This is a genomic window from Dactylosporangium sp. CA-152071, assembly GCF_050936335.1.
In the GTDB taxonomy this organism is placed as follows: Bacteria; Actinomycetota; Actinomycetes; order Mycobacteriales; family Micromonosporaceae; genus Dactylosporangium; species Dactylosporangium maewongense.
The window spans coordinates 2,245,826-2,267,723 of the sequence record NZ_JBNJMZ010000002.1 but is presented as its reverse complement, the minus strand read 5'-3'; the positions used below and the strand labels follow the sequence as shown (position 1 = coordinate 2,267,723).

General features: G+C 74.3%; 25 protein-coding genes and 1 pseudogene. 15 read left to right on the top strand and 11 right to left on the bottom strand.

All coding sequences use genetic code 11. The annotated features are described in order from the left end of the window. Positions 1–43 precede the first annotated feature (43 nt). Both ACQEVZ_RS50185 and ACQEVZ_RS50180 read right to left on the bottom strand, forming a co-directional pair. Positions 44–388 (bottom strand): hypothetical protein, encoded by a 345-nt coding sequence (locus ACQEVZ_RS50185; RefSeq protein ID WP_433382207.1) that lies wholly within the window; start codon positions 386–388, stop codon positions 44–46. A 92-nt stretch (positions 389–480) separates the two neighbouring features. Continuing rightward, positions 481–1,989: a S8 family serine peptidase gene (locus tag ACQEVZ_RS50180; protein ID WP_433382204.1), complete on the bottom strand. Its 1,509-nt coding sequence runs from the start codon at positions 1,987–1,989 to the stop codon at positions 481–483. Between the two features lie 187 nt (positions 1,990–2,176). Here ACQEVZ_RS50180 and ACQEVZ_RS50175 point away from each other — a divergent pair, with 187 nt between their 5' ends. Continuing rightward, complete coding sequence (locus ACQEVZ_RS50175; RefSeq protein WP_344500704.1) at positions 2,177–3,475, top strand: M20/M25/M40 family metallo-hydrolase; 1,299 nt, start codon at positions 2,177–2,179, stop codon at positions 3,473–3,475. A gap of 23 nt (positions 3,476–3,498) precedes the next feature. Next, entirely contained in the window at positions 3,499–3,807 is a 309-nt protein-coding gene (locus ACQEVZ_RS50170) for an MTH1187 family thiamine-binding protein (protein WP_344499424.1), read from the top strand. Positions 3,808–3,820: 13 nt separating this feature from the next. On the opposite strand, the gene ACQEVZ_RS50165 is transcribed toward ACQEVZ_RS50170, so the two are convergent. Next, entirely contained in the window at positions 3,821–4,480 is a 660-nt protein-coding gene (locus tag ACQEVZ_RS50165; RefSeq protein WP_433382200.1) for an HAD family hydrolase, read from the bottom strand. A gap of 102 nt (positions 4,481–4,582) precedes the next feature. Between ACQEVZ_RS50165 and ACQEVZ_RS50160 the strand changes: the two genes are divergently transcribed. Next, positions 4,583–5,311 (top strand): methyltransferase domain-containing protein, encoded by a 729-nt coding sequence (locus ACQEVZ_RS50160; RefSeq protein ID WP_433382197.1) that lies wholly within the window; start codon positions 4,583–4,585, stop codon positions 5,309–5,311. On the opposite strand, the gene ACQEVZ_RS50155 is transcribed toward ACQEVZ_RS50160, so the two are convergent. Then, a complete protein-coding gene (locus ACQEVZ_RS50155) occupies positions 5,308–5,901 on the bottom strand; it encodes a TetR/AcrR family transcriptional regulator (protein WP_433382195.1) in 594 nt (197 codons plus the stop codon). The two genes, ACQEVZ_RS50160 and ACQEVZ_RS50155, sit on opposite strands and share 4 nt — an antisense overlap. A 44-nt stretch (positions 5,902–5,945) precedes the next feature. Between ACQEVZ_RS50155 and ACQEVZ_RS50150 the strand changes: the two genes are divergently transcribed. Continuing rightward, positions 5,946–6,593, top strand: coding sequence for a lysophospholipid acyltransferase family protein (locus tag ACQEVZ_RS50150; protein ID WP_433382192.1), 648 nt, complete (start codon positions 5,946–5,948; stop codon positions 6,591–6,593). Here ACQEVZ_RS50150 and ACQEVZ_RS50145 read toward each other — a convergent pair. Beyond that, positions 6,580–6,708 carry a hypothetical protein gene (locus tag ACQEVZ_RS50145; RefSeq protein WP_433382189.1) on the bottom strand — a complete coding sequence of 43 codons (129 nt, stop codon included), beginning with the start codon at positions 6,706–6,708 and terminating at the stop codon, positions 6,580–6,582. The genes ACQEVZ_RS50150 and ACQEVZ_RS50145 overlap by 14 nt on opposite strands. 84 nt (positions 6,709–6,792) lie before the next feature. On the opposite strand from ACQEVZ_RS50145, the gene ACQEVZ_RS50140 reads away from it, so the two are divergent. Then, positions 6,793–7,287, top strand: coding sequence for an SRPBCC family protein (locus tag ACQEVZ_RS50140; protein ID WP_433382186.1), 495 nt, complete (start codon positions 6,793–6,795; stop codon positions 7,285–7,287). On the opposite strand, the gene ACQEVZ_RS50135 is transcribed toward ACQEVZ_RS50140, so the two are convergent. From ACQEVZ_RS50135 to ACQEVZ_RS50120, 4 genes are all read right to left on the bottom strand, one after another. Then, on the bottom strand, positions 7,281–8,867 hold the full coding sequence (locus ACQEVZ_RS50135) for a methyl-accepting chemotaxis protein (protein ID WP_433382183.1): 1,587 nt from the start codon (positions 8,865–8,867) through the stop codon (positions 7,281–7,283). The two genes, ACQEVZ_RS50140 and ACQEVZ_RS50135, sit on opposite strands and share 7 nt — an antisense overlap. Positions 8,868–9,015: 148 nt before the next feature. Continuing rightward, positions 9,016–9,312, bottom strand: coding sequence for a DUF1330 domain-containing protein (locus ACQEVZ_RS50130; RefSeq protein ID WP_433382180.1), 297 nt, complete (start codon positions 9,310–9,312; stop codon positions 9,016–9,018). A 35-nt stretch (positions 9,313–9,347) separates the two neighbouring features. Next, positions 9,348–10,046, bottom strand: a complete 699-nt coding sequence (locus tag ACQEVZ_RS50125) for a hypothetical protein (protein WP_433382177.1) — start codon at positions 10,044–10,046, stop codon at positions 9,348–9,350. Continuing rightward, positions 10,043–10,735, bottom strand: coding sequence for an SMI1/KNR4 family protein (locus tag ACQEVZ_RS50120; RefSeq protein WP_433382174.1), 693 nt, complete (start codon positions 10,733–10,735; stop codon positions 10,043–10,045). The genes ACQEVZ_RS50125 and ACQEVZ_RS50120 overlap by 4 nt, the downstream gene beginning before the upstream one ends. A gap of 109 nt (positions 10,736–10,844) precedes the next feature. Here ACQEVZ_RS50120 and ACQEVZ_RS50115 point away from each other — a divergent pair, with 109 nt between their 5' ends. The 6 genes and pseudogenes from ACQEVZ_RS50115 to ACQEVZ_RS50090 all read left to right on the top strand — a co-directional run. Beyond that, complete coding sequence (locus ACQEVZ_RS50115) at positions 10,845–12,425, top strand: methyl-accepting chemotaxis protein (RefSeq protein WP_433382171.1); 1,581 nt, start codon at positions 10,845–10,847, stop codon at positions 12,423–12,425. Between the two features lie 77 nt (positions 12,426–12,502). Next, positions 12,503–13,807, top strand: a complete 1,305-nt coding sequence (locus tag ACQEVZ_RS50110; RefSeq protein ID WP_433382168.1) for a S8 family peptidase — start codon at positions 12,503–12,505, stop codon at positions 13,805–13,807. After that, entirely contained in the window at positions 13,804–14,406 is a 603-nt protein-coding gene (locus ACQEVZ_RS50105) for an RNA polymerase sigma factor (protein ID WP_344499449.1), read from the top strand. The genes ACQEVZ_RS50110 and ACQEVZ_RS50105 overlap by 4 nt, the downstream gene beginning before the upstream one ends. Then, on the top strand, positions 14,394–14,837 hold the full coding sequence (locus ACQEVZ_RS50100) for a hypothetical protein (RefSeq protein WP_344499450.1): 444 nt from the start codon (positions 14,394–14,396) through the stop codon (positions 14,835–14,837). The genes ACQEVZ_RS50105 and ACQEVZ_RS50100 overlap by 13 nt, the downstream gene beginning before the upstream one ends. Before the next feature lie 125 nt (positions 14,838–14,962). After that, positions 14,963–18,037, top strand: a complete 3,075-nt coding sequence (locus ACQEVZ_RS50095; protein WP_433382164.1) for a CHAT domain-containing protein — start codon at positions 14,963–14,965, stop codon at positions 18,035–18,037. Positions 18,038–18,088: 51 nt separating this feature from the next. After that, positions 18,089–18,475, top strand: a pseudogene (locus ACQEVZ_RS50090) (transposase); the annotation flags it as partial. An 87-nt stretch (positions 18,476–18,562) separates the two neighbouring features. Here ACQEVZ_RS50090 and ACQEVZ_RS50085 read toward each other — a convergent pair. Beyond that, positions 18,563–19,498, bottom strand: a complete 936-nt coding sequence (locus tag ACQEVZ_RS50085) for a helix-turn-helix transcriptional regulator (protein ID WP_433382161.1) — start codon at positions 19,496–19,498, stop codon at positions 18,563–18,565. A gap of 91 nt (positions 19,499–19,589) precedes the next feature. On the opposite strand from ACQEVZ_RS50085, the gene ACQEVZ_RS50080 reads away from it, so the two are divergent. The 4 genes from ACQEVZ_RS50080 to ACQEVZ_RS50065 all read left to right on the top strand — a co-directional run bounded on the left by ACQEVZ_RS50080 (position 19,590) and on the right by ACQEVZ_RS50065 (position 20,925). Beyond that, positions 19,590–19,973, top strand: coding sequence for a VOC family protein (locus ACQEVZ_RS50080; protein WP_433382158.1), 384 nt, complete (start codon positions 19,590–19,592; stop codon positions 19,971–19,973). A 121-nt stretch (positions 19,974–20,094) separates the two neighbouring features. After that, complete coding sequence (locus ACQEVZ_RS50075) at positions 20,095–20,355, top strand: hypothetical protein (RefSeq protein ID WP_433382155.1); 261 nt, start codon at positions 20,095–20,097, stop codon at positions 20,353–20,355. After that, on the top strand, positions 20,349–20,543 hold the full coding sequence (locus ACQEVZ_RS50070) for a hypothetical protein (RefSeq protein WP_433382152.1): 195 nt from the start codon (positions 20,349–20,351) through the stop codon (positions 20,541–20,543). Before ACQEVZ_RS50075 ends, ACQEVZ_RS50070 begins: the two co-directional genes overlap by 7 nt. Before the next feature lie 172 nt (positions 20,544–20,715). Continuing rightward, positions 20,716–20,925, top strand: coding sequence for a hypothetical protein (locus tag ACQEVZ_RS50065; protein WP_433382149.1), 210 nt, complete (start codon positions 20,716–20,718; stop codon positions 20,923–20,925). A gap of 38 nt (positions 20,926–20,963) precedes the next feature. Here the strand turns inward: ACQEVZ_RS50065 and ACQEVZ_RS50060 are convergent, their stop codons facing one another. After that, positions 20,964–21,857, bottom strand: a complete 894-nt coding sequence (locus ACQEVZ_RS50060) for a LysR family transcriptional regulator (protein WP_433382146.1) — start codon at positions 21,855–21,857, stop codon at positions 20,964–20,966. Positions 21,858–21,898 lie beyond the last annotated feature (41 nt).

Genomic DNA, 21,898 nt, shown 5'->3' with positions numbered 1-21,898 from the left:
TCAGGGGACGGGCACGCGACGATACCGCGGGTTCGGGCCGGGGTCACCGCCGCGGCACCGGCGACGGCACGATCGACGACGACCGCGGCACGGGCGACGGCACGGGTGACGGCAGGGCCGGTGACGGCACGACCGACGATGACCGCGGCACCGGCGATGGCAGGGCCGAAGCCGACGCCGGCGACGGCACGACCGACGGCACCGGCAGGGCCGGCGACGGCACGACCGACGGCACGACCGACGGCGCCACCGACGACGGCACCGGCGACGGCACCACGGCCGGTGGCGGCGGGGCGTCGTCGGCGAACGCGACGGCGGACACGGCGCCGATCGTGGCGACGGCGGCCGCGCACACGACGTAAACAGCGGAACGGACCTTCAGGGGCATCGCGGCACTCCAGTGGACGAGGTACGGCTTTCGCAGCGATAGACGCACGACGCCACTGGAGGTTGGCTCCGCAATGGTGACCTGGATCACACCTAGGACCAGCTGGTCGCCGACCAGTCGTCGCTGGACCAGGTGCGGCCCGACCAGGTGCCCGCGGACCAGGTGCGGCCCGACCACGTGCGCCCGGTCCACGCGGGATCGGTCCACGTCGCGCCGGTCGCCCACGGGGTCACGGCCCAGGTCGCCGGGGCCCACGTCTTCGACGCCCACGACGTGCCGGTCCAGCCGTCGCCGGCGATCTTGAAGCCCATCCACGTGCCGCCGGACCAGGAGGACTGGGTGGCGGCCTTCGCGGCCCACTGTGGTGCGGCCAGGGCGCCCCAGACGGAGCGTTCGCCGGACAGCGGGGTGTTGTCGAGGACGACGTGGCTGGTGCCGCGGGACAGCTCGAACGTGCCGTTGCCGCTGGACGTGTTCCACGTCGGCTTCGCGACGGCGGTGCCGGTGCGGGCGAGCGCGCCGTTGACGTTGAGCTCCAGCAGGCCCATGGTGCCAGCCTTGCCGGTCGGCAGGAAGGTGCCGCCCTTGATCAGCCACTCCTTCACCTGGTCGGGGGTGGCGGACGGCTTGGACTGCAGCACGAGGGCCGCCGCCGCGGAGACGACCGCGGTCGCCTGCGAGGTGCCGCTGCCTTTGAACAGGGTGGTGCCGACGCGCGCGGACGGGTAGGTGTTGTCGATGTTGGAGCCGGGGTCGCGCAGCGACGCGATCGAGGTGCCCGGCGCCAGCAGGTCGACCTGGTTGCCGCCGGTGGACAGGTTCGTGAACGTGGCGAGCGTGTCGTCCTTGGTCGCGTCGGTACCGTTCGTCGTGGTCGCCCCGACGGCGAGGACCCACTCGTCCATGGCGGGGTTGGTGAGCTTGGCGGTGCCGTTGCCGTTGTTGCCGGCGGCGGCGACGACCACGATGCCCGCCTGCCACGCCTTCTCCACCGCGAACTGCAGCGGGTCGGTCCAGTTCGGCGGGTTGCCGCCGGAGCCGTAGGACAGGTTGATGACGCGGATCGGGTTGGCGGGGTCGTCGTTGCGGTGCTTCACGACCCAGTCGACGGCGGCGATCATCTGGGTCACGTCGACCGCGCCCCGGGCCGTGCCGATCTTGATCGAGGTGAGCTTCGCCTGCGGCGCGAGGCCCTTCGTCCCCGACGCGGTGTCGTCGCCGACGATGATGCCGGCCATGTGGGTGCCGTGCCCGTAGGTGTCGAGGTAGCGCAGGTTCGCCGCCTGCGACTCGAACGACAGGTCGGGGCCGTTGACGACCTGCGCCGCCGGCAGGCCCGGCACGGGCGCGACGCCGGTGTCGATGAGCGCGACGCCGACGCCCTTGCCGGTCAGCGCCGCGGCCGCGCCGGTGTCGGCGCCGATGATGGTGCGCACCTGGGCGAGGGTGGTCGCCGGGGAGCTGGTGTCGGCCGTCGAGGCCCAGGAGCTGGACCAGCCCCCGGTCGCGGCGGCCGGCGTCGCGGCGGCGCCGGCCGTCAACGCGACCGGCAGGGCCAGCGCGCCGGCCGTCAGGGCCAGCATGGTTCGTCTGCGAGTCACCAAGGTGCGCGCTCCAATCGCTTCGGCGGTCGCGTCCACGATCACCGCCCCGGAGCGGTCCTGTCACCGGCGGGAGTCGCGTTCCGCCCGCTCACCCGACACGGTCTGACCGACCCGCGTCCGACCGGCGGGTCGTGTTCGCGGGAAACCCTCAAGTCGTCCGCCGGGCCGCCGAAGCGCTACCGTCCTGCGGGTGGACGAGGTTGTTGCCCTGGCGAGTGAGCTGATCCGGTTCGACACCACCAACACCGGGTCGCCGGACGGCACCGGCGGTGAGCGGCTCGCCGCCGAGTACGTGGCGGAGCGGCTCGAGGACGTGGGCTACGAGACGACGTACGTCGAGTCGGGCGCGCCGGGCCGCGGCAACGTCTTCGCCCGCCTGCCCGGCAGCGACCCGTCCCGCGGCGCGCTCATGGTGCACAGCCACCTCGACGTCGTGCCGGCGGACGCCTCCGAGTGGTCGGTGCACCCGTTCTCCGGCGAGGTGTCCGGCGGGTACGTGTGGGGCCGCGGCGCCGTCGACATGAAGCACCTGGCGGCGATGAGCCTCGCCGTGGCCCGCCGGTTCCGCCGCGACGGGGTGGTCCCGCCGCGGGACATCGTCTTCGCGTACCTCGCCGACGAGGAGGCCGGCGGGGTGCACGGCGCCGGTTGGCTCGTCACCCACCGCCCCGACCTGTTCGACGGGGTGACGGAGGCGGTCAGCGAGGTCGGCGGCTTCTCCCTCACCGTGGCCGACGGGGTCCGCGCGTACCTCGTCGAAACCGCGGAGAAGGGCGTCGGCTGGCTCAGGCTGTCCACCCGCGGCACCCCCGGGCACGGCTCGCTGCTGCACACCGACAACGCGGTCTCCCGGCTCGCCGCCGCGGTCGCCCGGCTCGACGCGCACGAGTTCCCGCTGGTGCTGACCCCGCCGGTGCGCGACTTCCTCGCCGGGGTGAGCGAGCTGACCGGCGTCCCCTTCTCCGAGGATGACCCGGCGGCGGTGCTCGGCCGGCTCGGGTCCGTCGCCCGCATGATCGGCGCGTCGCTGCGGGACACCGCGAACGTCACCATGTTCACCGCCGGTTACAAGGACAACGTGGTCCCGTCGACCGCGTCCGCCATCTTCGACTGCCGGATGCTGCCGGGCCGCGAGGAGGCGTTCCTGAGCGAGGTCGACGCCGTCGTCGGGCCCGGTGTCAGCCGCGAGTGGAAGAGCATGCCGCCCGTGCAGACCACGTTCGACGGCACGCTGGTCGACGCGATGACCGCCGCGCTGGTGGCCGAGGACCCTGACGCGCGCCTGCTGCCGTACATGCTGTCGGCCGGCACCGACGCGAAGTCCTTCCAGCGCCTCGGCATCCGCAACCTCGGCTTCGCCCCGCTCCGCCTGCCGCCGGACCTCGACTTCACCGCGCTCTTCCACGGCATCGACGAGCGTGTCCCGGTCGACGGCCTCCTCTTCGGCACCCGCGTCCTGGACCGCTTCCTGCGAATGTGTTGACCGGGGCTGGGTAGGGTGGCCGTATGTCGGTGCTCGTCGCGTTCAGTGTCACCCCGCTCGGCTCGGGTGAGGAGGTCGGTGCCCTCGTCGCGGAGGCCGTCCGGGTCGTGCGGGCATCGGGCCTGCCCAACCGGACCGACGCCATGTTCACCGCCGTCGAGGGCGAGACCTGGGACGAGGTGATGGCCGTCGTCAAGGCCGCGGTCGAGGCGGTCCACGCCAAGTCCCCCCGCACCTCCACCGTCATCAAGGTCGACTGGCGCGAGGGCGTGACCGGCGCCCTCGACAAGAAGGTCGCCAGCGTCGAGCACCACCTCGCCGGCCTCGAGTAGGGCGCCGGCCCCGCTACACGGAGCAGTCCGCGAGGTCGCGGAGGGTCCTGATGACCGGGCCGGGCCAGGTGGGGTCGGTGTCCTTGTGCTCGACGGTGCGCACCACGCGCATGCCGACCGCGGCGGCGCCGGCCAGCTCACCGTCCGCGCCGTCGCCGACGTACACGCAGTCGGCCGGATCGGCGCCGAGCGCGTCGGCGGCGGCCAGGTAGATGCGCGGGTCGGGCTTGCCGACGCCGAGGACGCTGGAGAAGACGGCGACGTCGAAGCGGGGCGCGAGCACGCACGCCGGCCAGGCCTCGGCGGCCTCCGAGGTGGCGTTGCTCACCAGCGCCAGGCGGGCGCCGCCGGCCCGCAGCGCGTCCAGGGCCTCGAGGGTCGCCGGGCCGGCGGCGTCCAGGACCCGCCGCGCGAGGGCCCGGCGGTGCGCGGCGGCACGGGCGACGGCGTCCTCGGCGGGGGTGACGCCGAGCCGGCCCGCCAGGATGTGGATCGTCTCCTCGACGTTCCAGCGGGTGAGCCGCTCGTCCCAGGTGTCGCGGTACGCCTGCCGCAGCGCCGACGGGTCGACCCCCACCATCTCGGCCATCTCGCCGACGACCCGGTCGCGCTCGCCGTCGGCGCCGTCGACCAGCGTGTGGAAGAGGTCGAACACCAGGAACCGGGGCAGCATGCCAGGCACGCTAACAGCAACCGCGACCGCGGCATCGCCGCAGTGCTGTGAATCGATGCACGTTCCCTTGAATCCCGGGCCGGTGGGCGGTTGGCTCGGCGGATGGGGCGGATCGCGTACGACGACAGGGAAGCGGCGGCGTTCGAGGCGAACCGGCACCTGAGCGAGGCGAGCCTGGACGCGTGGCGGGAGGCGGTCGGGCGGCACGTCTCGCCACGGCCGGGGCAGCGGCTGCTGGACCTCGGATCCGGCACGGGCAGCTGGGCGCGGGCGTTCACGCAGTGGTTCCCCGGCGTCGAGGTCCTGGCGGTGGACCCGTCGGCGGCGATGCGGGCCCGGTCGCTGCACCAGCCGGTGGTCGACGGGCACGCCGCCCAGCTGCCGGTCGGGGACGGGACCGTCGACGCGGTCTGGGTGTCGACGGTGATCCATCACGTGCCCGACCTGGCGGCCGCGGCGAGCGAGCTGCGGCGGGTCCTGCGCCCGGGCGCGCCGCTGCTGATCCGGTCGGTGTTCGCCGGCCGGCACGACGGGCTCGCGCTGGTGCGGTGCTTCCCGGAGGCCGCCGAGGTGCTGGACACGTACCCGAGCGTGGCGGACGTCGAGGCGGCGTTCCGGGACGGCTTCCGCACCGTCGCCCTCGAACGGGTCCCGCAGACCACGGCGCCGTCGTGGCGGGAGGCGGCACAGGCCCTGCGCCGCGACGCGCACACCCCGCTGAAGCTGATCAGCGACGAGGCATACGCGGCGGGCCTGGCCCGCCTGCGGCGGTTCGTGGAGACCGAGCCCGGCCCGGTCGTCGACGCGCTCGACCTGCTCGTGCTGGCCTAGTCCCGGAGGTCCAGCAGCCGCGCCACCGCACGCGCCGCGCGGGCCGGGGCGGACGGGTCGCGGCGCAGGCGGTGCGCGGCGTGCAGCGCCAGCATGATGCCGGTCAGCTCGAAGACCGCCTGCTCGGGATCCCGCGCCACCTCGCCGTCCGCCTGGCGCGCCTGGTGCAGCAGCTCGCGGTGCCAGCGGTCGGCGGCGCCGGCGATCGCGTCGCGGACCGGGCCCGGCCGGTCGTCGAACTCCGGGCCGGCCGCCATGAAGAAGCAGCCGCCCGGCGGCCGGTCGCCGGTCAGGTAGCGCAGCCAGGACCCCGCGACGGCGCGCAGCCGCGGCAGCCCGGCCGGGGTCGCGGCCACGGGCCCCCACACGTCGCGCCAGAACTCGTCGGCGGCCAGCTCGACGACGGCGAGCTGCAGGGACTCCTTGTCGCCGAAGTGGCCGAGGACGCCGGACTTGCTCATGCCGAGGTCGGTGGCGAGCCGGCCGATCGTGAGCCCTTCGAGGCCCTCGACGGAGGCGACGTCGACGCCGTGCCGGATGATGCCGGCCCGCGTCAGGCGGGCCTCGGCGAGAGTTCGACGGGGACTCATCACACCACTATAGCGTCCGACCGTTCGGACGCTATTCTCGGCCGATGCGACTCCTCCGGCTGCTGTTCTCGCTCATGTACCGCCCACGCGTCGAAGGGCTCCACCACGTGCCCGAGCGCGGCGCGGTCATCGTCGCGGCCAACCACCTGTCGTTCTACGACAGCGTCGTCATCCCGCTGGTCGTCCCGCGCCGCGTCGTGTTCCTCGCGAAGGTCGAGTACTTCGAGCGCGGCCGGCTGCGCCGCTGGTGGTTCCGCGCCACCGGGGCGGTCCCCGTCCGCCGCGGCGACGGCCGGGCCGCGCAGGGCGCGCTCGACGCGGCCGTGGAGGTCCTCGCGGGCGGCGGCGCCTTCGGCATCTACCCGGAGGGCAGCAGGTCGCGGGACGGCCGCCTGTACCGTGGCCGCACCGGCGTCGCGTGGCTGGCCCTCACCTCGGGTGCGCCCGTCGTCCCGGTCGCGCTGGCGGGCACCGGTGCGCTGCCCCGCCGGACGCGGATCACCGTGCGCTTCGGCGAGCCGCTGCACTGCACCGGGCTGCCCGGCGACCCCCGGGCCCGCCGCGCCGTCACCGACGAGATCATGGCCGCGATCGGTGCCCTGTCCGGTCAGGACCGCGCCGACCGGTACAACACCCACCCCGGCGGCACCGGAACGCCCTCGGCAGCGAAGGGGAGCGTCAGCAGCCCTTGAGGATCAGGCAGAGCGAGCGGCGCGCGTGCACGAGCCACACCGCGACCAGCTCCCGCGCCACCTCGGCCCGGGACTGCGGGGGGTCCTGCACGCTCCAGCTGCTGATCACCACCATGCGTCCGAGTGTGGGCGGCGCGGATTGCCGGACGGTAGCCACCGCGAACGCCGGCGGGTGCATCCGGCGACGGACAATGGGGACATGGCACGCTTCAGCGTCACCCTCGACGTCGCCGCGCCCGCCGGACGGGTGTGGGCGGCGCTCGTCGACTGGCCCAGGCACGGCGACTGGGCGCCGCTGACGTCGGTGCGGGTCGTGACGCCGCGCCCCGACGGGATCGGCGCCACGTTCGTCGCGCGCTCCGGCATCGGCCGGGTCGGGTTCGACGACCCGATGACCGTGGCCGTGTGGCGCCCGCCGGCCGGTGACGAGCCCGGCGACGAGCCCGGCCGGTGCGACGTCGACAAGTCCGGCCGGGTGATCCACGGCACGGCGGCCTTCGACGTGATCCCGCTGCCCGGCGGCCGCAGCCTGGTCGTCTGGCACGAGGACGTGACGGTGATGCCGCACGCGCTGACCAGGCGGTTCCCGCTCATCGTGACGGCGGTCGGCAGGATCGGGTTCCGCCGGGCGCTGCGCGCCATGGCCCGGGAGGTCGAGCGCGCGCCCGCCCGGACCGGTGGCGAGCGTCAATAGCGGAACGTGTGGACCAGGTCCGTCAGCTCGCCGGACATGCGGGCCAGGTCGACGGTCGCCTGCTCCGACTCGGTCACGCCGGTGCTGGTCAGCCGGGCCGCCTCGGCGACACCCGTGATGTTCTGGGCGATCTCACCGGTGCCGGCGGCCGCCTCCGTCACGCTGCGGCTCATCTCCGACGTGGTCGCGGTCTGCTCCTCCACGGCCGACGCGATCGTGGTCTGGAAGTCGCTGATCCGCGCGATGACCGCCGACACCTGCTCGATCGCGGCGACCGCCCCGTTGGTGTCGTCCTGGATCGCCTGCACGCGCCGGGAGATGTCCTCCGTGGCCCGGGCCGTCTCCTGCGCCAGGTCCTTGACCTCCGAGGCGACGACCGCGAAGCCCTTGCCGGCCTCGCCCGCGCGGGCCGCCTCGATCGTCGCGTTGAGGGCCAGGAGGTTCGTCTGCTCGGCGATCGACGTGATGACCTTGATGACGTTGCCGATCTCCGCGGACGAGTCGCCGAGCCGGCTCATCGTCGCGGACGTCTGCTCGGTGATCTGCACGGCCTCGTTGGCGACGCGGGCGGCCTCGCTGGCGTTCTGCGCGATCTCGCGGATCGACGCGCCCATCTCCTCGCTGCCCGCCGACACGGTGTCGACGCTGCGCGACACCTCCTCCGCGGCCGCGGCGACCGTCTGCGCCTGCGCCGAGGTCTGCGCCGCCGACGAGGCGATCCTCGTCGCCACGCCCGACATCCGCTCCGACGCCCCGGCGAGCCGGCCCGCGGACCCGTCGATCGTCGACACCGTCTGCCGTAGCCGCGCCGTCGCCGTGTCCAGCGCCCGGCCCATCTGCCCCGGCTCGTCCCGCGACGTCAGCCCCGTCGTGCGGGTCAGGTCCCCTTCGGCGAGCCCCTCACAGACCGCCTTCACCCGCTGCAGCGACCGTACGATGCCGCGCGCCACGAACAACCCGAGCGCGAGCGCGCCGACCATCCCGATGCTGAGCAGCACGATCGCCATCGTCCGGTTCGACTCGTAGGAGTCGCGGGCCGCCTTCGCGGAGGCCGCCGCCGCGCCCGCCTCCGCGCTCTCCAACGTGTCAAGGTCCTTGTTGATGATCGCGAACACCGGCGCCACCTGGGTGTTCCGAACGTCCAGCCACGCCGCCATGTCGCCCTTCACGCCGTTCGGCAGCTGGACCGTCTGCCCGATCTGGACGAACTTGTCCCAGCTCGTCTTCAGCTCGTCGATGGTCGCCGCGTCGCCCGCCGGCCCGCTGGCCCGGTACGCCGTCAGCGCCGTGGCGAACTTGTCGACGTCGTTGGTGAAGTCCTGCTCGTACTGTTTCTGGTTGGTCGGGTCCCCGTGCGAGATCGCATGGTTGGCCAGGTCGACCCGGGTCTGCGCCGCCGCCAGCCGGATCATGCCGACCGCGCTCGTATGCGCCACGTTCTCCCGGTAGATCTGCTGCGCGGCGTCGCTCGCGCCGCCGAGGGCCGACACCGCCAGCACCCCGTTGACCAGCGCCACCAGCACCGCGACCAGTACAGCCGCGACAATCCTGACGTTCACACTCAGATTACGCAGAGCCACGCTTCCACGTTAGGGACGAGACACCCGCCGCGAATGAGACTTCCTCAGATTCGCGCCGTCCGCGCCGCGTGCGGCGTGACCCGGTTCCCTGGCGGGTGCGGTCGGGGTGGCCCGGGCCCGTGGGTCCCGGCAGGCTGACCGGCCCCGCTCAGGCGCCTGGCACGCCGTCGACCAGGAGCACCAAGCCCTCGGTGGCGGCGACCCGGTCCTTGGAGATCTCCTGGTACTCCGGCGAGCCCGCCCACCGCTCGAACGCGGCCCGGTCCTCGAACGCCATCAGGATCAGCTTGTCGTGCGGCCACGCGCCCTCGACGACGGTCGCCCGCTCGTCGGCGGCGAGGAGCCGGCCGCCGTACTGCTTGAGGACGGGCATGAACCGGGAGACGTACTGCTCGTACCGCGGCCGGTCGTGGACGGAGATCTGGGCGATGGCGAAGACTGTCACGTGATCATCTCACCGGCCCGGGCCAGCGTCCGCGCTCACTCTGTCGGCAACGTGACCGCCAGCAGCGCCCCGCCGTCGGGGGTCAGTGCGTAGTCGAGCCGCTCGACGCACTCGTCGTACACCGCCAGTCCGACGGCCCTTTCGCGGGGGATGTCGGGGGCCTCGCCGCCGAGCCGGTGCCATCGCAGCGCCGGGTCCTCCGCCGGTACCGCGTGGGCCGGGCCGACCGCGCACAGCGCCGCCAGCAGGACGATCGGCGACAGGTCGGCGACCGCCAGGGTCGCGTCGTCGTCCATGGCGGCGGCCACCTCGGCCGGGTCGGGCAGCAGCAGGTCCAGGTCGACGACCGGGCGCCAGCCTTCCGCGGCGACCTCCAGCGCGAACGCGCGCGCCGCCGCGACGACCTGTTCGGGCGCTCCGAGCTCCTCGAACGCCTCGACCCGTGCCACCGCCCGCGCGAGCGTCGCGGGCCCGACGGTCCGCTGCTCCAGCAGCGCGTCGAGGAGGCCCGGCAGCCGCTCGCGGACGTACCGCTCGAGCATCCCGGTCCGGGACGGGCCCGGCTCGACCGACCCGCCGGTGACGACCCACCGCTGCGCCAGCGCCTCCCGCACGGCGGCGTCGAGCGCTCCGACCTCGGCCGCGCCGACGGGGAACACGTGCGCGCCCGGCGGGAACACCCCGTGCACCTGGCCCGACGCGTCGACGCAGAAGGTCTCGCCGCTCCCCGTCACGCGTTTGGCTCCCGCGCCGCGACGCCCTGGAGCCAGGCGGGCCGGTGCCCGTTGCGCCGGTCCGTGACGCCCCAGTCGCACGTCGGCCCGGTCCGCGCGTCGATGTCGAGGGTCGTCGGCTCGCCCGCGGCGGTGCGCTCCAGCTCGGCGGCGTAGTCGAGCAGCAGCTGCCGCCACGACGGGGCGAGGACGTCCCACATGGCGCACTCGACGTCGACCCGCACCACCTGCCCGACCGTGCCACCGGGCGCGGGGTCCAGGTCGAGGTACCACAGCACGTCCCCGTTCAGGTCGCCGACGAGGACGGTGCGCTCCCCGCCGACGACCGGCCGCACCGCCCCGCTCAGGTGCAGCGAGCCCTCGTCGATGTGGTACGCCCAGGCGCCGGGCTCGTCGAGCTCCGGGTCGGGATCCGCGCAGTCCCACCACTCGCGGGTCTGCCCGACGAGGTCGTCCGTGCCGTACAGCTGGTACAGCGGCATCGGGCTGGGCATCCCCCAGGTCGTTCCATTGTGGACGAGCAGGCTCGCCTTGAAGTCCTCCGGCAGCGCGACCCGCAGCGCCGCCTCGACGGCCTCGACCGCCGCGCCGTCCGCCGGTCCGGGCAGCAGCTCCAGCGCCGCCGGCAGCACCCGCCCCAGCGCCGCCTCGATCCGCCTCCAGGCCGCCACGATCTCGTCGTCCACCATCGCCCCCCGATCCGCGGCCGTTGCGCGACCGGGCGAATCTTACTCAGCAACCGGCCCGCAACGCCGATGTATCGGGTGGATCGGGTGGTGCGCCCGTGGCGACGGTGTGATGGGGGACCAGATGGGCATGTTCGCCGACCTCGGCATCGTGCAGAAGATCGGGGTGCTGTGCGCCGCCGGCGTCGTCATCTCGGCGACCACCGGCGGCGTCGGGATCGTCGCGCAGGTGACGCTCGCCGAGCAGGCCGAGATCGTGCGGGACCTGCAGGAGGCCAGCGGGCTCATGCACCACCTGGACACGCGCGAGGCGGAGCTCAAGGTCGACGCGTACCGGGCGCTCGCGGAGAAGGACGTCGCGCCGATCATCGAGGACCTGCCCGGCGACCAGGCCTCGGTCACCGACACCCTCGCCGAGCTGGACGTGTTGTCGTTGCCGGCCAATGTACGGGCGGCCGTCGAGGACATCAAGGCCGACGCCATCAAGTTCAACGACTTCATCGGCACGTTCGTCCGGGACGCCCAGAAGGACCAGGCCTCGGTGCAGGCGCGGGAACCGGAGATCGCCGAGCGCAACCACGCGGTCGACGACAAGCTCGGCGCGCTGCAGGACAGCATCGACGCGCACGTGAAGGAGGAGCGCGCCACGATGGTCGCGGCGCAGACCACGGCCCGGTGGGCGACGGTCGGCGTGATCCTGATCGGGGTGGTGTTCCTGCTGCTGCTGTCGGTGCCGGTCATCCGGGCCATCGGCGGGCCGGTCCGCCGGGTCAGGGCGGTGCTCGAGGCGCTCGCCAAGGGCGACCTCACCCACCGGGCCCAGATCAAGGGCCGGGACGAGATCGGGCAGATGGCCGCGCACCTGGACGCCGCGCTGGACAGCATCAGCCGGTCGATCCGGGAGGTCAGCACCAGCTCCGACACGCTCGCCGCGGCGTCGCAGAGCCTGTCGCAGGTCAGCGACGGCATCTCGGGCGCGGCCGAGACGTCCAGCCGGGAGATGCACGGCGCGTCGGACGCCTCGGGCGAGGTGTCGCGGCACGTCAACGCGATCGCCGCCGGCGCGGAGGAGATGGGCGTCTCGATCCAGGAGATCGCCCGCAACGCCGCGAACGCCGCCGGGGTCGCCAGCGGCGCGGTCCGCGAGGCCGCCGCCGCGAACGACAAGGTCGACCAGCTCGCCGCCTCGTCCGACGAGATCGGCTCGGTGCTGAAGCTGATCACGTCGATCGCCGAGCAGACGAACCTGCTCGCGCTCAACGCGACCATCGAGGCCGCCCGGGCCGGCGAGTCGGGCAAGGGCTTCGCCGTCGTCGCCAACGAGGTCAAGGAGCTCGCGCAGGAGACCGCGAAGGCGACCGGGGACATCCACCAGCGCGTCACCGCGATCCAGGCCGACACCGCCGCCGCGGCCGACGCGATCCGCAGGATGGGCGACGTCGTCGAGGAGATCAACCAGTACCAGGCGACGATCGCCTCCGCCGTCGAGGAGCAGTCGGCGACGACCGCGGAGATGAGCCGCTCGGTCGCGGAGGCGGCCACCGGCGCGGACAGGATCGCCGGCAGCATCTCCGGCGTCGCCACCGCCGCGGCCACCACCACCCGCGGCGTCGCCGAGGCGCAGAGCGCCGCCGCCGGTCTGGCCCAGATGTCCCAGGACCTGCGCCAGCTGGTCGGCCAGTTCCGGCTGTAGCCCGGATGAGGGTCGCATGTATCTGAGCGGCCCCCCGCGGTCTCTTGTCGTCGGAAGGACGAGTCACGGAGGTCGCGATGCCGTTCAACCTTGAAGGCGCCGGGCACTGGTACCGGCTGGCGGGGCTACCCGAGCCGCACCACAGCGACCCGCCGCTGCTCGTCGCGTCCGGCGCGGACGTCGCCGAGACGGTCGCCTGGTGCAACGCGCGCCTCGCCGACCTCGGCTCCGGGTGGCGGGTGGAGCCGGAGGACGGACCGGCCACGCGCCCCGTCGTGACGGCGCTGGTGGTCCGGCGGCCCGAGCTGTCGCCGCCGGACGAGCCCGTGCTGTCCGTCAGTGACGTACTGGCGCTGCTGAAGCTCCGGACCGGGCCATCGCCGTGGCCCGGTCCGGTCCTGGCCGTGGGGTCGTTCGGGTTCGACAACCCGGGGCCGAAGCCCGGCGCGGTCCGGCAGACGGGGCCGCTGCCCGAGCTGGCCGCGCTCGTCGGCGGGCCGCTGGGCCGGATCCCGGTCACCGCGTCCCTGCCGCCGCCGGCCCGTCGCCCGCTGTCGGCGCTGCCGGGCGGCCGGCGGCCCGTGGTCGCGCTGCTGGACACCGCGCTGGACCCGCACGCGCCCGGCCGGCCTGCACCGTGGCTCGGCGACCCGGACCCGGGCCCGGACGGTGTCTGGGCCGACGCCGGCCAGTACGGATGGCGGCGCGGCCCGGCCCGGCTCCGGCCGCCGGAGACCGCGTCCTTCCGCAGCATGCCGAAGTGCTTCGGGCACGGCACGTTCTCCGCCGGGCTGATCCGCCAGGTCGCCCCGGACGCGCGGATCCTGTCCGTCCCCGTGGTCGACGACGACGGCACGACCCACATCGACCAGCTCATCAACGCGTTCGGCTGGCTGCACGAGCAGCGGACCGCCGACCCCACGTTCGTCGACGTGGTGTGCTGCCCCATCACCGTCACCGCCAACCTGCCCGACGACGCCCTCGTGCTCGGCTGGCTGCGGGCGGTGCTCGGCGCGCTCGGCGGGGCGGGCGTGCCGGTCGTGGTGCCCGCGGGCAACGACGGCTCGCCGGTGCCGACCTTCCCGGGCGCGTTCACGGCGCTCTCGGTCGCCGGCACGCCGGACGTCCCGGTGGTCACGGTCGGCGCGCTGAACCCGGACGGCAGCGACGCCTACTACAGCAACCACGGCGACTGGGTGCAGGTCCGCCGGCCGGGATCGGCGCTGATCAGCCTGATGCCGGTGTGGGACGGCGACGAGCAGCCGCCGGTCCGCGGCTCGGCGGGTGTCGGCGTCGACCCGGATGCCTTCCGCGGCTGGGCCCGGTGGAGCGGCACGTCCTTCGCCTGCGCGCTGCACGCCGGCGAGCTGGCCGCCTTATGAACACCCACGTGGAGGAGGCGCAGGCCGACCGGTACACGCGACTCGCCGGCTGCCTGGAGCGCGCCCGCGGCGGCGACCGGGAGGCCCTCAGGGAGGTCGTCGTCGAGCTGAACCCGACGCTGTGGCACGTGGCGAGGGCCGCCGGACTGCCGCCCGACGAGGCCGAGGACGTGGTGCAGGCGACGTGGCTGGCGTTGCTGCGCCATCTGGACGGCATCCGCTCACCGCAGTCGCTGACCGGCTGGCTCGTCTCGACGACCCGGCACGGCGCGTGGCGGGCCCGCCAGCGCCTGCACGGCAGGCCCGCCGGAGACCCCGACGCGCTCGTCGAGCTGGAGGACCCGGCACCCGGGCCGGTCGACCAGGTCCTCACGGACCAGCGGGACCGGGTCCTGCTGCGGCACTTCGCGGAGCTGCCGGAGCGCTGCCGGCGGCTGCTGCGCATCGTCGCCACCGTCCACCGCCCCGACTACACCGAGGTCGGCGAGGCGCTGCTGATGCCGCGCGGCTCGATCGGCCCGACCCGCGGCCGCTGCCTGAACAAGCTGCGCGACCTCCTCCTCGCCGACGCCGCCTGGGACCCGACATGGACGAACTGACCCTCCTGCGCCTGCTCGCCGGCGCCCTCGACCGCACCGACCCGCCACCGGCCGGGCTCGACGACCGTGTCATGTTCGCCCTCGAGGTCGACGCCGTCGACACGGAGATGGCCTGGCTGGAGCGCGAGGTCCTGACCGGCTCCGGCGCCCGGGCCAGCGAGCACAGCCGCACCATCACGTTCGACTCCGCCAGCCTCACCGTGATGATCTCCGTCGTCGAGCGGGCCGACGGCCGGGTCCGCCTCGACGGCTGGCTGGCCCCGCCCGGCCCGCTGCGGGTCGAGCTGCGGGTCGCCGCCCACCCCGACAGCGCCGTCCACGCGGGGGCCGACGGCCGGTTCGTCTTCGACAACGTCCCGCGCGGCCTGGCGCAACTGGTCGTCCAACCGCCGTCCGGCCCGACCGTCGTGACCCCCGCGCTCGCCCTGTGAGCACGGCAGACGCGCCGCGGCCCGCCGCTGCTTCGCCGCCTGCTGTTCCGCCTGTTGTTCCGCCTGCCTCGCCGCCTGCCTCGCTGGCTGCTGTGCCGGCTGTCGTGCCGGCTGCTGTGCCGGCCGTGCGTCTGGCTGCTGTGCCGGCGGCGCGTGGCCGTGGGGGGCCGGCCGTCGTCGTGGAGCGGGCCGCGGCGCTGCACGACCGGGGGCAGCGGGTCACCGCCGACATGCGTCCCGTCCAGGGTTCCAAGCTGCTCCGGGAGGGCCTGCGCCTGCTCGACCGGCTCCCCGCGGCGGACCAGGCCGGCGCCGCGACCGTCCGGGCGCGGCTGCTCGCGACGCTCGGCTACGCGGAGGTCGACCAGGGCCGCATCGACGCCGGCCTGCGCCTGCTCGACGAGGCGGAGGCGCTGCTGCCACCGGACGGCCGCGGCGCCGTGTACGGCCAGCGCGGCGTCGTCCTCAGCCGCCTCGGCCGCGACGAGGAGGCGCTGCGGCAGTTCGACGCGGCCGTCGCCGCCCTGCGGTCCGTCGGCGAACCGGAGGCGCTCGCCCGCGCCCTGTACAACCGCGGCAACGTCCACATGGGACTGGCCCGGATGCGGGCGGCCCGCAACGACTTCCAGCGCGCCGTCCGCGTCGCCGAGCGGGCCGGCTTCGACCGCATCATCCCGATGGCCAGGCACAGCCTCGGCTACCTCGACCACCTCAACGGCAACATCCCCGCCGCGCTCGCCGTCTACCGGGAGGTGGCTCCGCGGTACCAGCTGAGCAAACCCGGCATGCTGCCGATCCTCGCACTGGACAGGGCGCGGGCGCTCACGGCCGCCGGGCTCTTCCGCGACGCCGAGCAGGAGCTGGTCTGGGCCGTCGCGCAGTTCCGGCGGCGGCGGACCGGCCAGGACTACGCGGAGGCGCAGCTCGCCCGCGCCGAGGCCGCCCTCCTGCGCGGCGACCCGACGGCCGCCCGCGACCTGGCGACCGTTGCGAGGGCCGCGTTCCTGCGTCGCGACAACCACCGCTGGGCCGCGCTGTCGCTGCTGCTGGTCCTGCGCGCCGAGCAGGCCGCGGGCCGCCCCGCCCTCACCGACCGCGCGACGGCGCTCGCGTCCACATTGGACGACCTGGGCCTGCGGGAGGACGCGACCGTCGCCCGCCTCGTCGCGGCCAGGTCATCAGGGACCCTCCCACCGCGGCCGCCACGATCCAGCCGCCTCGACACGCGGCTGCTGTGGCACCTCACCCGCAGCGAACTGCTCGACGCGACCGCCGCCGCCCGGCACCGGGAAGCCGGACTCCGGGAGCTGCAGCGGCACCGCGCCCGGTTCGGCTGCCTCGACCTGCAGACGGGCGCCTCCGCACACGGCCGCGACCTGGCCGCCGCGGGCCTGGCGGCGGCGGTCCGCGACGGCACGCCACGCGACATCTACCGCTGGTCCGAGCTCGCCCGCGCCCAGGCGATGCTCCTGCCGCCGGTCCGCCCGCCCACCGACCCGGCCGCGGCCGCCGCCCTGGAGGAGCTGCGCCAGGTCCGCGCCGTCCTCCGCCAGGCGGAGCTGGACGGCAGCGTCCGCCCCGCCACCCGGGACCGTCCCGGCCGCACACTGTCCGACCTGCGGCACCGGGAGACGGCCCTGCTGCGCACGATCCGCGAGCAGTCCTGGACCGTCTCCGGCCCCGGCACGGCGACCCGGCCCGCGTCGTTCACCGCCGTCCGCGCCGCCCTGGGCACCACCGCGATGGTCACGTACCTCCGCGACGGCCCGCGCCTGCTAGCACTGACCATTGTGGACGGCCACGCGACCGTCGTCCCGCTCGGCTCCTACGCCGCGGCCGCTGAATCATTGCTGCGCCTGCGCGCCGATCTCGACGCCGCCGCGGGCCGGTCCCTGCCCCCGAGGATGGCCGCCGCCCTGGCGACCGCCACCGCCGGCGACGCCACCACCCTGGCCGGCATCCTGCTCACCCCCGTCCTCGACCGCATCGCCGACCGCGCCCTCGTGGTCGTGCCGACCGGCGCCCTGGTGACCGTCCCGTGGGGGATGCTGCCCGGCTGCACCGGCCGTCCCGTCACCGTCACGCTGTCCGCGACGACGTGGCTCGCCGCCCGCTCCCGCCTGCCCCTCCCGGCTACTTCGGGCCTTGGCACCGACCGCGCCGCAGCAGCGCGTCATGCGATCGCCGCTCTGCACCACGCCGCGACGATGCCGGCCGGCTCGCCCACTCCCCATGCCACTGCGGCGCTGTCCGACTCGTCCGCTGCCCACGTGGCGGCGGCGCTGTCCGATTCGTCCGCTGCCCACGTGGCGGCGGCGCTGTCCGATTCGTCCCCTGCATCTGCCGCGGCGGTGCTGGCTGTCTCGGCCGTCACCTCGGCCGCGATGCCTGGCAACGACCGCATCTCGGCGGAGAGCCATGCGATCGCCGCTCTGGACCGGACCGCGACGGCGCTGACCGGCTCGGCACTGTCTGCGGGGCCTGGCAACGACCCCGCTTCGGGAGCGCCGCATGCGACCGCCGCCCTGGACCCGGCCGCGGCGGTGCTGACCGGCTCGGCTGCTGCCTCACCCGCGGCGGCGCTGACCGGCTCCGCCGCTGCCTCACCCGCGGCGGCAATGACCGGTTCGGCCACTGCCCATGCCACGGCGGCGCTGATCGGCGTGGCCGTCACCTCCGCCACGGTGCTGCTCGCGGGGCCCGGAAACGACCGCGCCGAGGCTGAGATCCACGCGATCGCCGCCCTGGACCGCGCCGCGACCGTCCTCACCGGCGCGGCCGCCACCCCCGCCGCCGCACTGTCCGCCATGGACGGCGCCGGCATCGCCCACATCGCCGCGCACGGCCACCACGAGCCCGACAACCCGCTCTTCTCCGCCCTCGACCTGGCCGGCGGCCCGCTCATGGGTTACGACCTCCAACGTCTGACCAAACCCCCGACGATGGTCGTCCTGTCCGCCTGCGACCTCGGCCAGTCCGAGGTCCGCCCGGGCGACGAAACCCTCGGCATGGCCGCCGCCCTCCTCGCCACCGGCACCGCCACGGTCATCGCCAGCACCAGCCGCGTCGGCGACGACACCGCCATGGCCACGATGACGGCGTTCCACCGCCACATCCACGCCGGCGCCGACGCCGCGACCGCCCTCGCCGCCGCCACCAGGGACCACCCCGGCCCGTTCGTCTGCCTCGGCGCCGCCTGACCCGCACCCCGACCCACCGTTCCCCCCGGCACCGGCGGATCGGATCCGGCGCATCTGGCCGGCTGGGCCCGGTTCGCACCCGGGATCAAGGAATCCGCCGGCCGCAAGAAGGGCAACGGCTCGACCGGACACGGCAATGCCTACCTCGCCAGAGTCCTCGGCCAGATCGCGGTGTCCGCCGCCCGGACCCACATGTTCCTCGGCGAACGCTACCGGCGCATCGCCCGCAGACGAGGCGCCAAACGCGCCGTTGTCGCGGTCGGCCGGTCCGTGCTGACCATCATCTGGCACCTGCTGCACGACCCCGAAGCCCGCTTCCACGACCTCGGGGCCGACTTCTACGACACCCGCACCGACACCGACCGTCGCAAACGCAGCCACGTCCGCCACCTCGAAGCCCTCGGCTTCAAAGTCACCCTCGAACCCGCAGCCGCCTAACCTCGCCACACCGAACCTGAACGACATCCCGGCTCCGCTTCACTGCGCCGGGAGCTGCCGCCTGCCCACGCACCGTCGGTTTTCGAGCTAGGGGGTCACGTTCAGGAAGCGATGGGCCAGGCGGGTGCAGGCGGCGCGGAGTTCCGGGGGGTCGATGACCTGGAGGTCGGCGTCGAATCTGGCGATGGAGGCGGCGAGGGACATCCATGACCATGACTCGAGGGTCAGGCGGCACTGGTTGGGGGCGAGTTCTTCGACGATGCCCTCGCGGGTGTACTGGGCGACCGTGGCGGCCGGGAGGTCCAGGATCACCACGCCGCGGCAGGTGTTGCGGTGGAAGGTGCCGGTGACGTATGCGGCGACGTCGCCGCCGGGGAGGGGGCGGGGCGTGAACCGGGGGCCGTTCGGGGTGCGCAGGGTGATCCGGTCGGCGCGGAAGATGCGCCAGTCTTTCCTGTCGAGGTCCCAGCCGACCAGGTACCAGCGTCCGGCCCAGGTCACGACGTGGTGGGGCTCGACCCGGCGCGTGCCGCGGTCGGTGTAGTCGAAGCGCAGGACCTCCCGGGCGTGTGCGGCGGTGCTGAGTGCCATGAGTACATCGCCGCCGACCGGTGCCTCGACAGCGGCCGGCACGGGAGCAGCGGCGGTGACGTGCAGGGTGTCGATCCGGTGGCGTAGTCGGGCGGGCATGACCTGCCTGACGGTGTGCAGTGCCCGCGCGGCGGCTTCGGCGGTGCCGTTGCCGGGGGTGGTCGCGGCCACCTGCAGCGCGATGCTCAGCGCGACGGCCTGCTCGTCGTCGAACAGCAGCGGCGGCAGCTCGGTGCCGGCGCCGAGCCGGTAGCCGCCGTCGGGGCCCTTGAGCGCCACGATCGGGTAGCCGAGCTCCCGCAGGCGGTCCACGTCCCGGCGTACCGTCCGCAGGCTGACCTCGAGCCGCTCGGCGAGCAGCAGCCCCGGCCAGTCCCGCCGCGTCTGCAGCAGCGACAGCAGGGCGAGCAGGCGCGCGGAGGTCTTCGGCATGAGATCCATCTTGCCTGCCATAGGTGCCACAACCTGGCACCTACCGCTGGCAGCCTCGGGTCGCACCGCCAGACAAACACGAGGAGATACGATGAGCATCACCACGACCACGCACCTGAACTTCCGCGGCGACGCCCGTCAGGCGCTGGAGTTCTACCAGTCCGCCTTCGGCGGTGAGATCGTCCTCGTCCCCCACGCCGACGACGTGGAGCACGTCATGTGGGGTCAGGTCCGGGCGGACAACGGCTTCCACGTCATGGCCTACGACGTGCCCGCCGCGCTGTCGTACGACGCCGGCGACAAGCCCGTCTTCGTCTCGGTCCGCGGCAGCGATGCCGGCGAGATCACCGCCTACTGGAAGGCGCTGTCCAGCGGCGCGACGATCGTCCAGGACCTCGCGCCGTCCGGTTGGTCGCCGCTGTACGGCATGCTCATGGACCGCTTCGGCGTCACCTGGGTCCTCGACGTGGCCTGACCCACATCCACGCGGTCCGCCGGCACGGCCTACCCGTGCCGGCGGGCCACAGAGCAAACGGAGCCGCATGCGCCCGAACCTGTTCACCGTCGACCTGCCGGGGCCTGGCCGGGTCAGTACCATGGCGAAACCGCGCGGCGGGGACTGGCTCGCGGACGAGATGGCCGCCCTGCGCGGGGCCGGCGTCGGTGTGCTGGTGTGCGCGCTGACCGCCGAGGAGCTGGTCGAGGTCGACCTCGCCGACGAGCCTCGGGTGGCCGGCGACGCGGGCCTGGAGTTCGTGGCCGTCCGATCCAGGACCGCGGCGTGCCGGCGCCCGGAGCGGTCCTGCCCGAGCTGCGGCGCCTCGCCGGCCTGGTCCGCGCCGGCGCGCACGTGGTGACGCACTGCCGGTTCGGGATCGGGCGCTCGGCCATGCTCGCCGCCGGCATCCTGACCCTCAACGGCGTCCCGCCCGCACTCGCCTGGCAGCGCCTCGAGGACGCGCGCGGCGTGCCCGTCCCCGACACCCCTGACCAGCGGACCTGGCCGGACGCGCTGCTGGCGGTGGACGGGCGACGGTGGCGGTGACGGCCGGGCTGACCGTCGGCCGGGTGCTGCACCGCACCGGCAAGTCGCTGGTGACCGCCGGCAGCTACCGGGGGGCCGGTGGTCGTGAAGGCGATCACGACGGCGGCGGCGTGAGCTGGCCGCCTGCCGGTGGTTCGGGAAGCCGGAGTTGCTGTGGGCCGACGACCGGGTGATGGTGCTCAGGGCACTGCCCGGCGCCCGCCTGCACGAGGTGCGCGACCGCGGCCTGACGGTGCCGTTCACCGTCAACCTGGGCCTGCTGCTGTCCCGCGCGATCCGCATGCACCGGGCGCTGGAGCCCGGGCCGGTGCGGCACCAGCGGCTCGCCACACTCGACCGGCACACCGCGGCCTGGCGCGAGCGGCTGCGGGCGGCCACCTGAAAGACGACCACCTGAAAGACGGCCACCTGAAATAACGGTCAAGTGCGGGCGCGGGCGCGTAGGTGGGACAGGATCTCGACGATGGCCGGCGGGACCCGGGGCTGGCGGCGGTGCAGGGCGGCCATGGTGACGACCGTGGTGTCGCCGCGCAGGGGCCTGGTGACGATGAGGCCGGCGCGTTCGAGCGGGTCGCCGTGCACGCTGTAGTCGGGCAGGACGGTGAGGCCGATGCCCTCGGCGACCATCATCTTGCCCATCTCCGCACCGTCGGTGGAGTGCCAGCGGGCCGGCAGGTCGGCGCCGAAGAGGCGGTGGGCGAAGCGGTGCATGAGGTAGCCCGCGCGCATGGCGACGAAGCGCTCGGAGCGCAGGTCGTCGACGGTGACCTCGGCGCCCGCGGTGAGCGGGTGGCCGGCGGGCAGGACGGCGGCGGGGCGACCGGTGAGCAGCGGGGTCGCCTCGAGGTCGGGTGGCACGTCGTCGCCGTCGAGGAGGTTGACGAGGCCCAGGTCGAGGGTGCCCTCGGCGAGTGACACGTGGATCTCGTCCTGCTGGAGGTTGCGGACCTCGACCACGGCGGCGCTGTCGGCGGCCTGGAAGGCGCGCACGGCGGGCAGGACGAGGGCGGCGGTGCCGGCGTTGACGGTGCCGATGCGCAGCAGCCGCCGGCTGGTCCGCTGGTTGCCGGCGGCGGCCTTGAGCCGGTCCACGGCCTCCAGGACGTCGACGATCGGCTGCAGCAGCTCCTGACCCGCGGCGCTGATCCGGGCGCCCGAGCGGCGCCGGTCCAGCAGCCGCACGCCCAGCTCCTGTTCGAGCTTGCGGATCGCCTCGCTCAGCGCGGGCTGCGACACGTGCAGCTCCTCGCCGGCACGGCGCAGGGAGCCGTGCCGGGTGACCGCGGCCAGGTATGTGAGCTGCTCGATCCGCATGCGCACTCCAAACGTGGATGGGGGGATCGGCAACGCCTTCC

Bases quoted from the DNA above. Each gene is read 5' to 3' on its own strand.
- ACQEVZ_RS50185 (WP_433382207.1), bottom strand. From the start codon at position 388: ATGCCCCTGAAGGTCCGTTCCGCTGTTTACGTCGTGTGCGCGGCCGCC.
- ACQEVZ_RS50060 (WP_433382146.1), bottom strand. From the start codon at position 21,857: ATGCGGATCGAGCAGCTCACATACCTGGCCGCGGTCACCCGGCACGGC.
- ACQEVZ_RS50140 (WP_433382186.1), top strand. From the start codon at position 6,793: ATGGCACGCTTCAGCGTCACCCTCGACGTCGCCGCGCCCGCCGGACGG.
- ACQEVZ_RS50165 (WP_433382200.1), bottom strand. From the start codon at position 4,480: ATGCTGCCCCGGTTCCTGGTGTTCGACCTCTTCCACACGCTGGTCGAC.
- ACQEVZ_RS50075 (WP_433382155.1), top strand. From the start codon at position 20,095: ATGGCGAAACCGCGCGGCGGGGACTGGCTCGCGGACGAGATGGCCGCC.
- ACQEVZ_RS50160 (WP_433382197.1), top strand. From the start codon at position 4,583: ATGGGGCGGATCGCGTACGACGACAGGGAAGCGGCGGCGTTCGAGGCG.
- ACQEVZ_RS50155 (WP_433382195.1), bottom strand. From the start codon at position 5,901: ATGAGTCCCCGTCGAACTCTCGCCGAGGCCCGCCTGACGCGGGCCGGC.
- ACQEVZ_RS50110 (WP_433382168.1), top strand. From the start codon at position 12,503: ATGCCGTTCAACCTTGAAGGCGCCGGGCACTGGTACCGGCTGGCGGGG.
- ACQEVZ_RS50170 (WP_344499424.1), top strand. From the start codon at position 3,499: ATGTCGGTGCTCGTCGCGTTCAGTGTCACCCCGCTCGGCTCGGGTGAG.
- ACQEVZ_RS50145 (WP_433382189.1), bottom strand. From the start codon at position 6,708: ATGGTGGTGATCAGCAGCTGGAGCGTGCAGGACCCCCCGCAGTCCCGG.
- ACQEVZ_RS50065 (WP_433382149.1), top strand. From the start codon at position 20,716: ATGGTGCTCAGGGCACTGCCCGGCGCCCGCCTGCACGAGGTGCGCGAC.
- ACQEVZ_RS50100 (WP_344499450.1), top strand. From the start codon at position 14,394: ATGGACGAACTGACCCTCCTGCGCCTGCTCGCCGGCGCCCTCGACCGC.
- ACQEVZ_RS50085 (WP_433382161.1), bottom strand. From the start codon at position 19,498: ATGCCGAAGACCTCCGCGCGCCTGCTCGCCCTGCTGTCGCTGCTGCAG.
- ACQEVZ_RS50080 (WP_433382158.1), top strand. From the start codon at position 19,590: ATGAGCATCACCACGACCACGCACCTGAACTTCCGCGGCGACGCCCGT.
- ACQEVZ_RS50115 (WP_433382171.1), top strand. From the start codon at position 10,845: ATGGGGGACCAGATGGGCATGTTCGCCGACCTCGGCATCGTGCAGAAG.
- ACQEVZ_RS50120 (WP_433382174.1), bottom strand. From the start codon at position 10,735: ATGGTGGACGACGAGATCGTGGCGGCCTGGAGGCGGATCGAGGCGGCG.
- ACQEVZ_RS50105 (WP_344499449.1), top strand. From the start codon at position 13,804: ATGAACACCCACGTGGAGGAGGCGCAGGCCGACCGGTACACGCGACTC.
- ACQEVZ_RS50150 (WP_433382192.1), top strand. From the start codon at position 5,946: ATGCGACTCCTCCGGCTGCTGTTCTCGCTCATGTACCGCCCACGCGTC.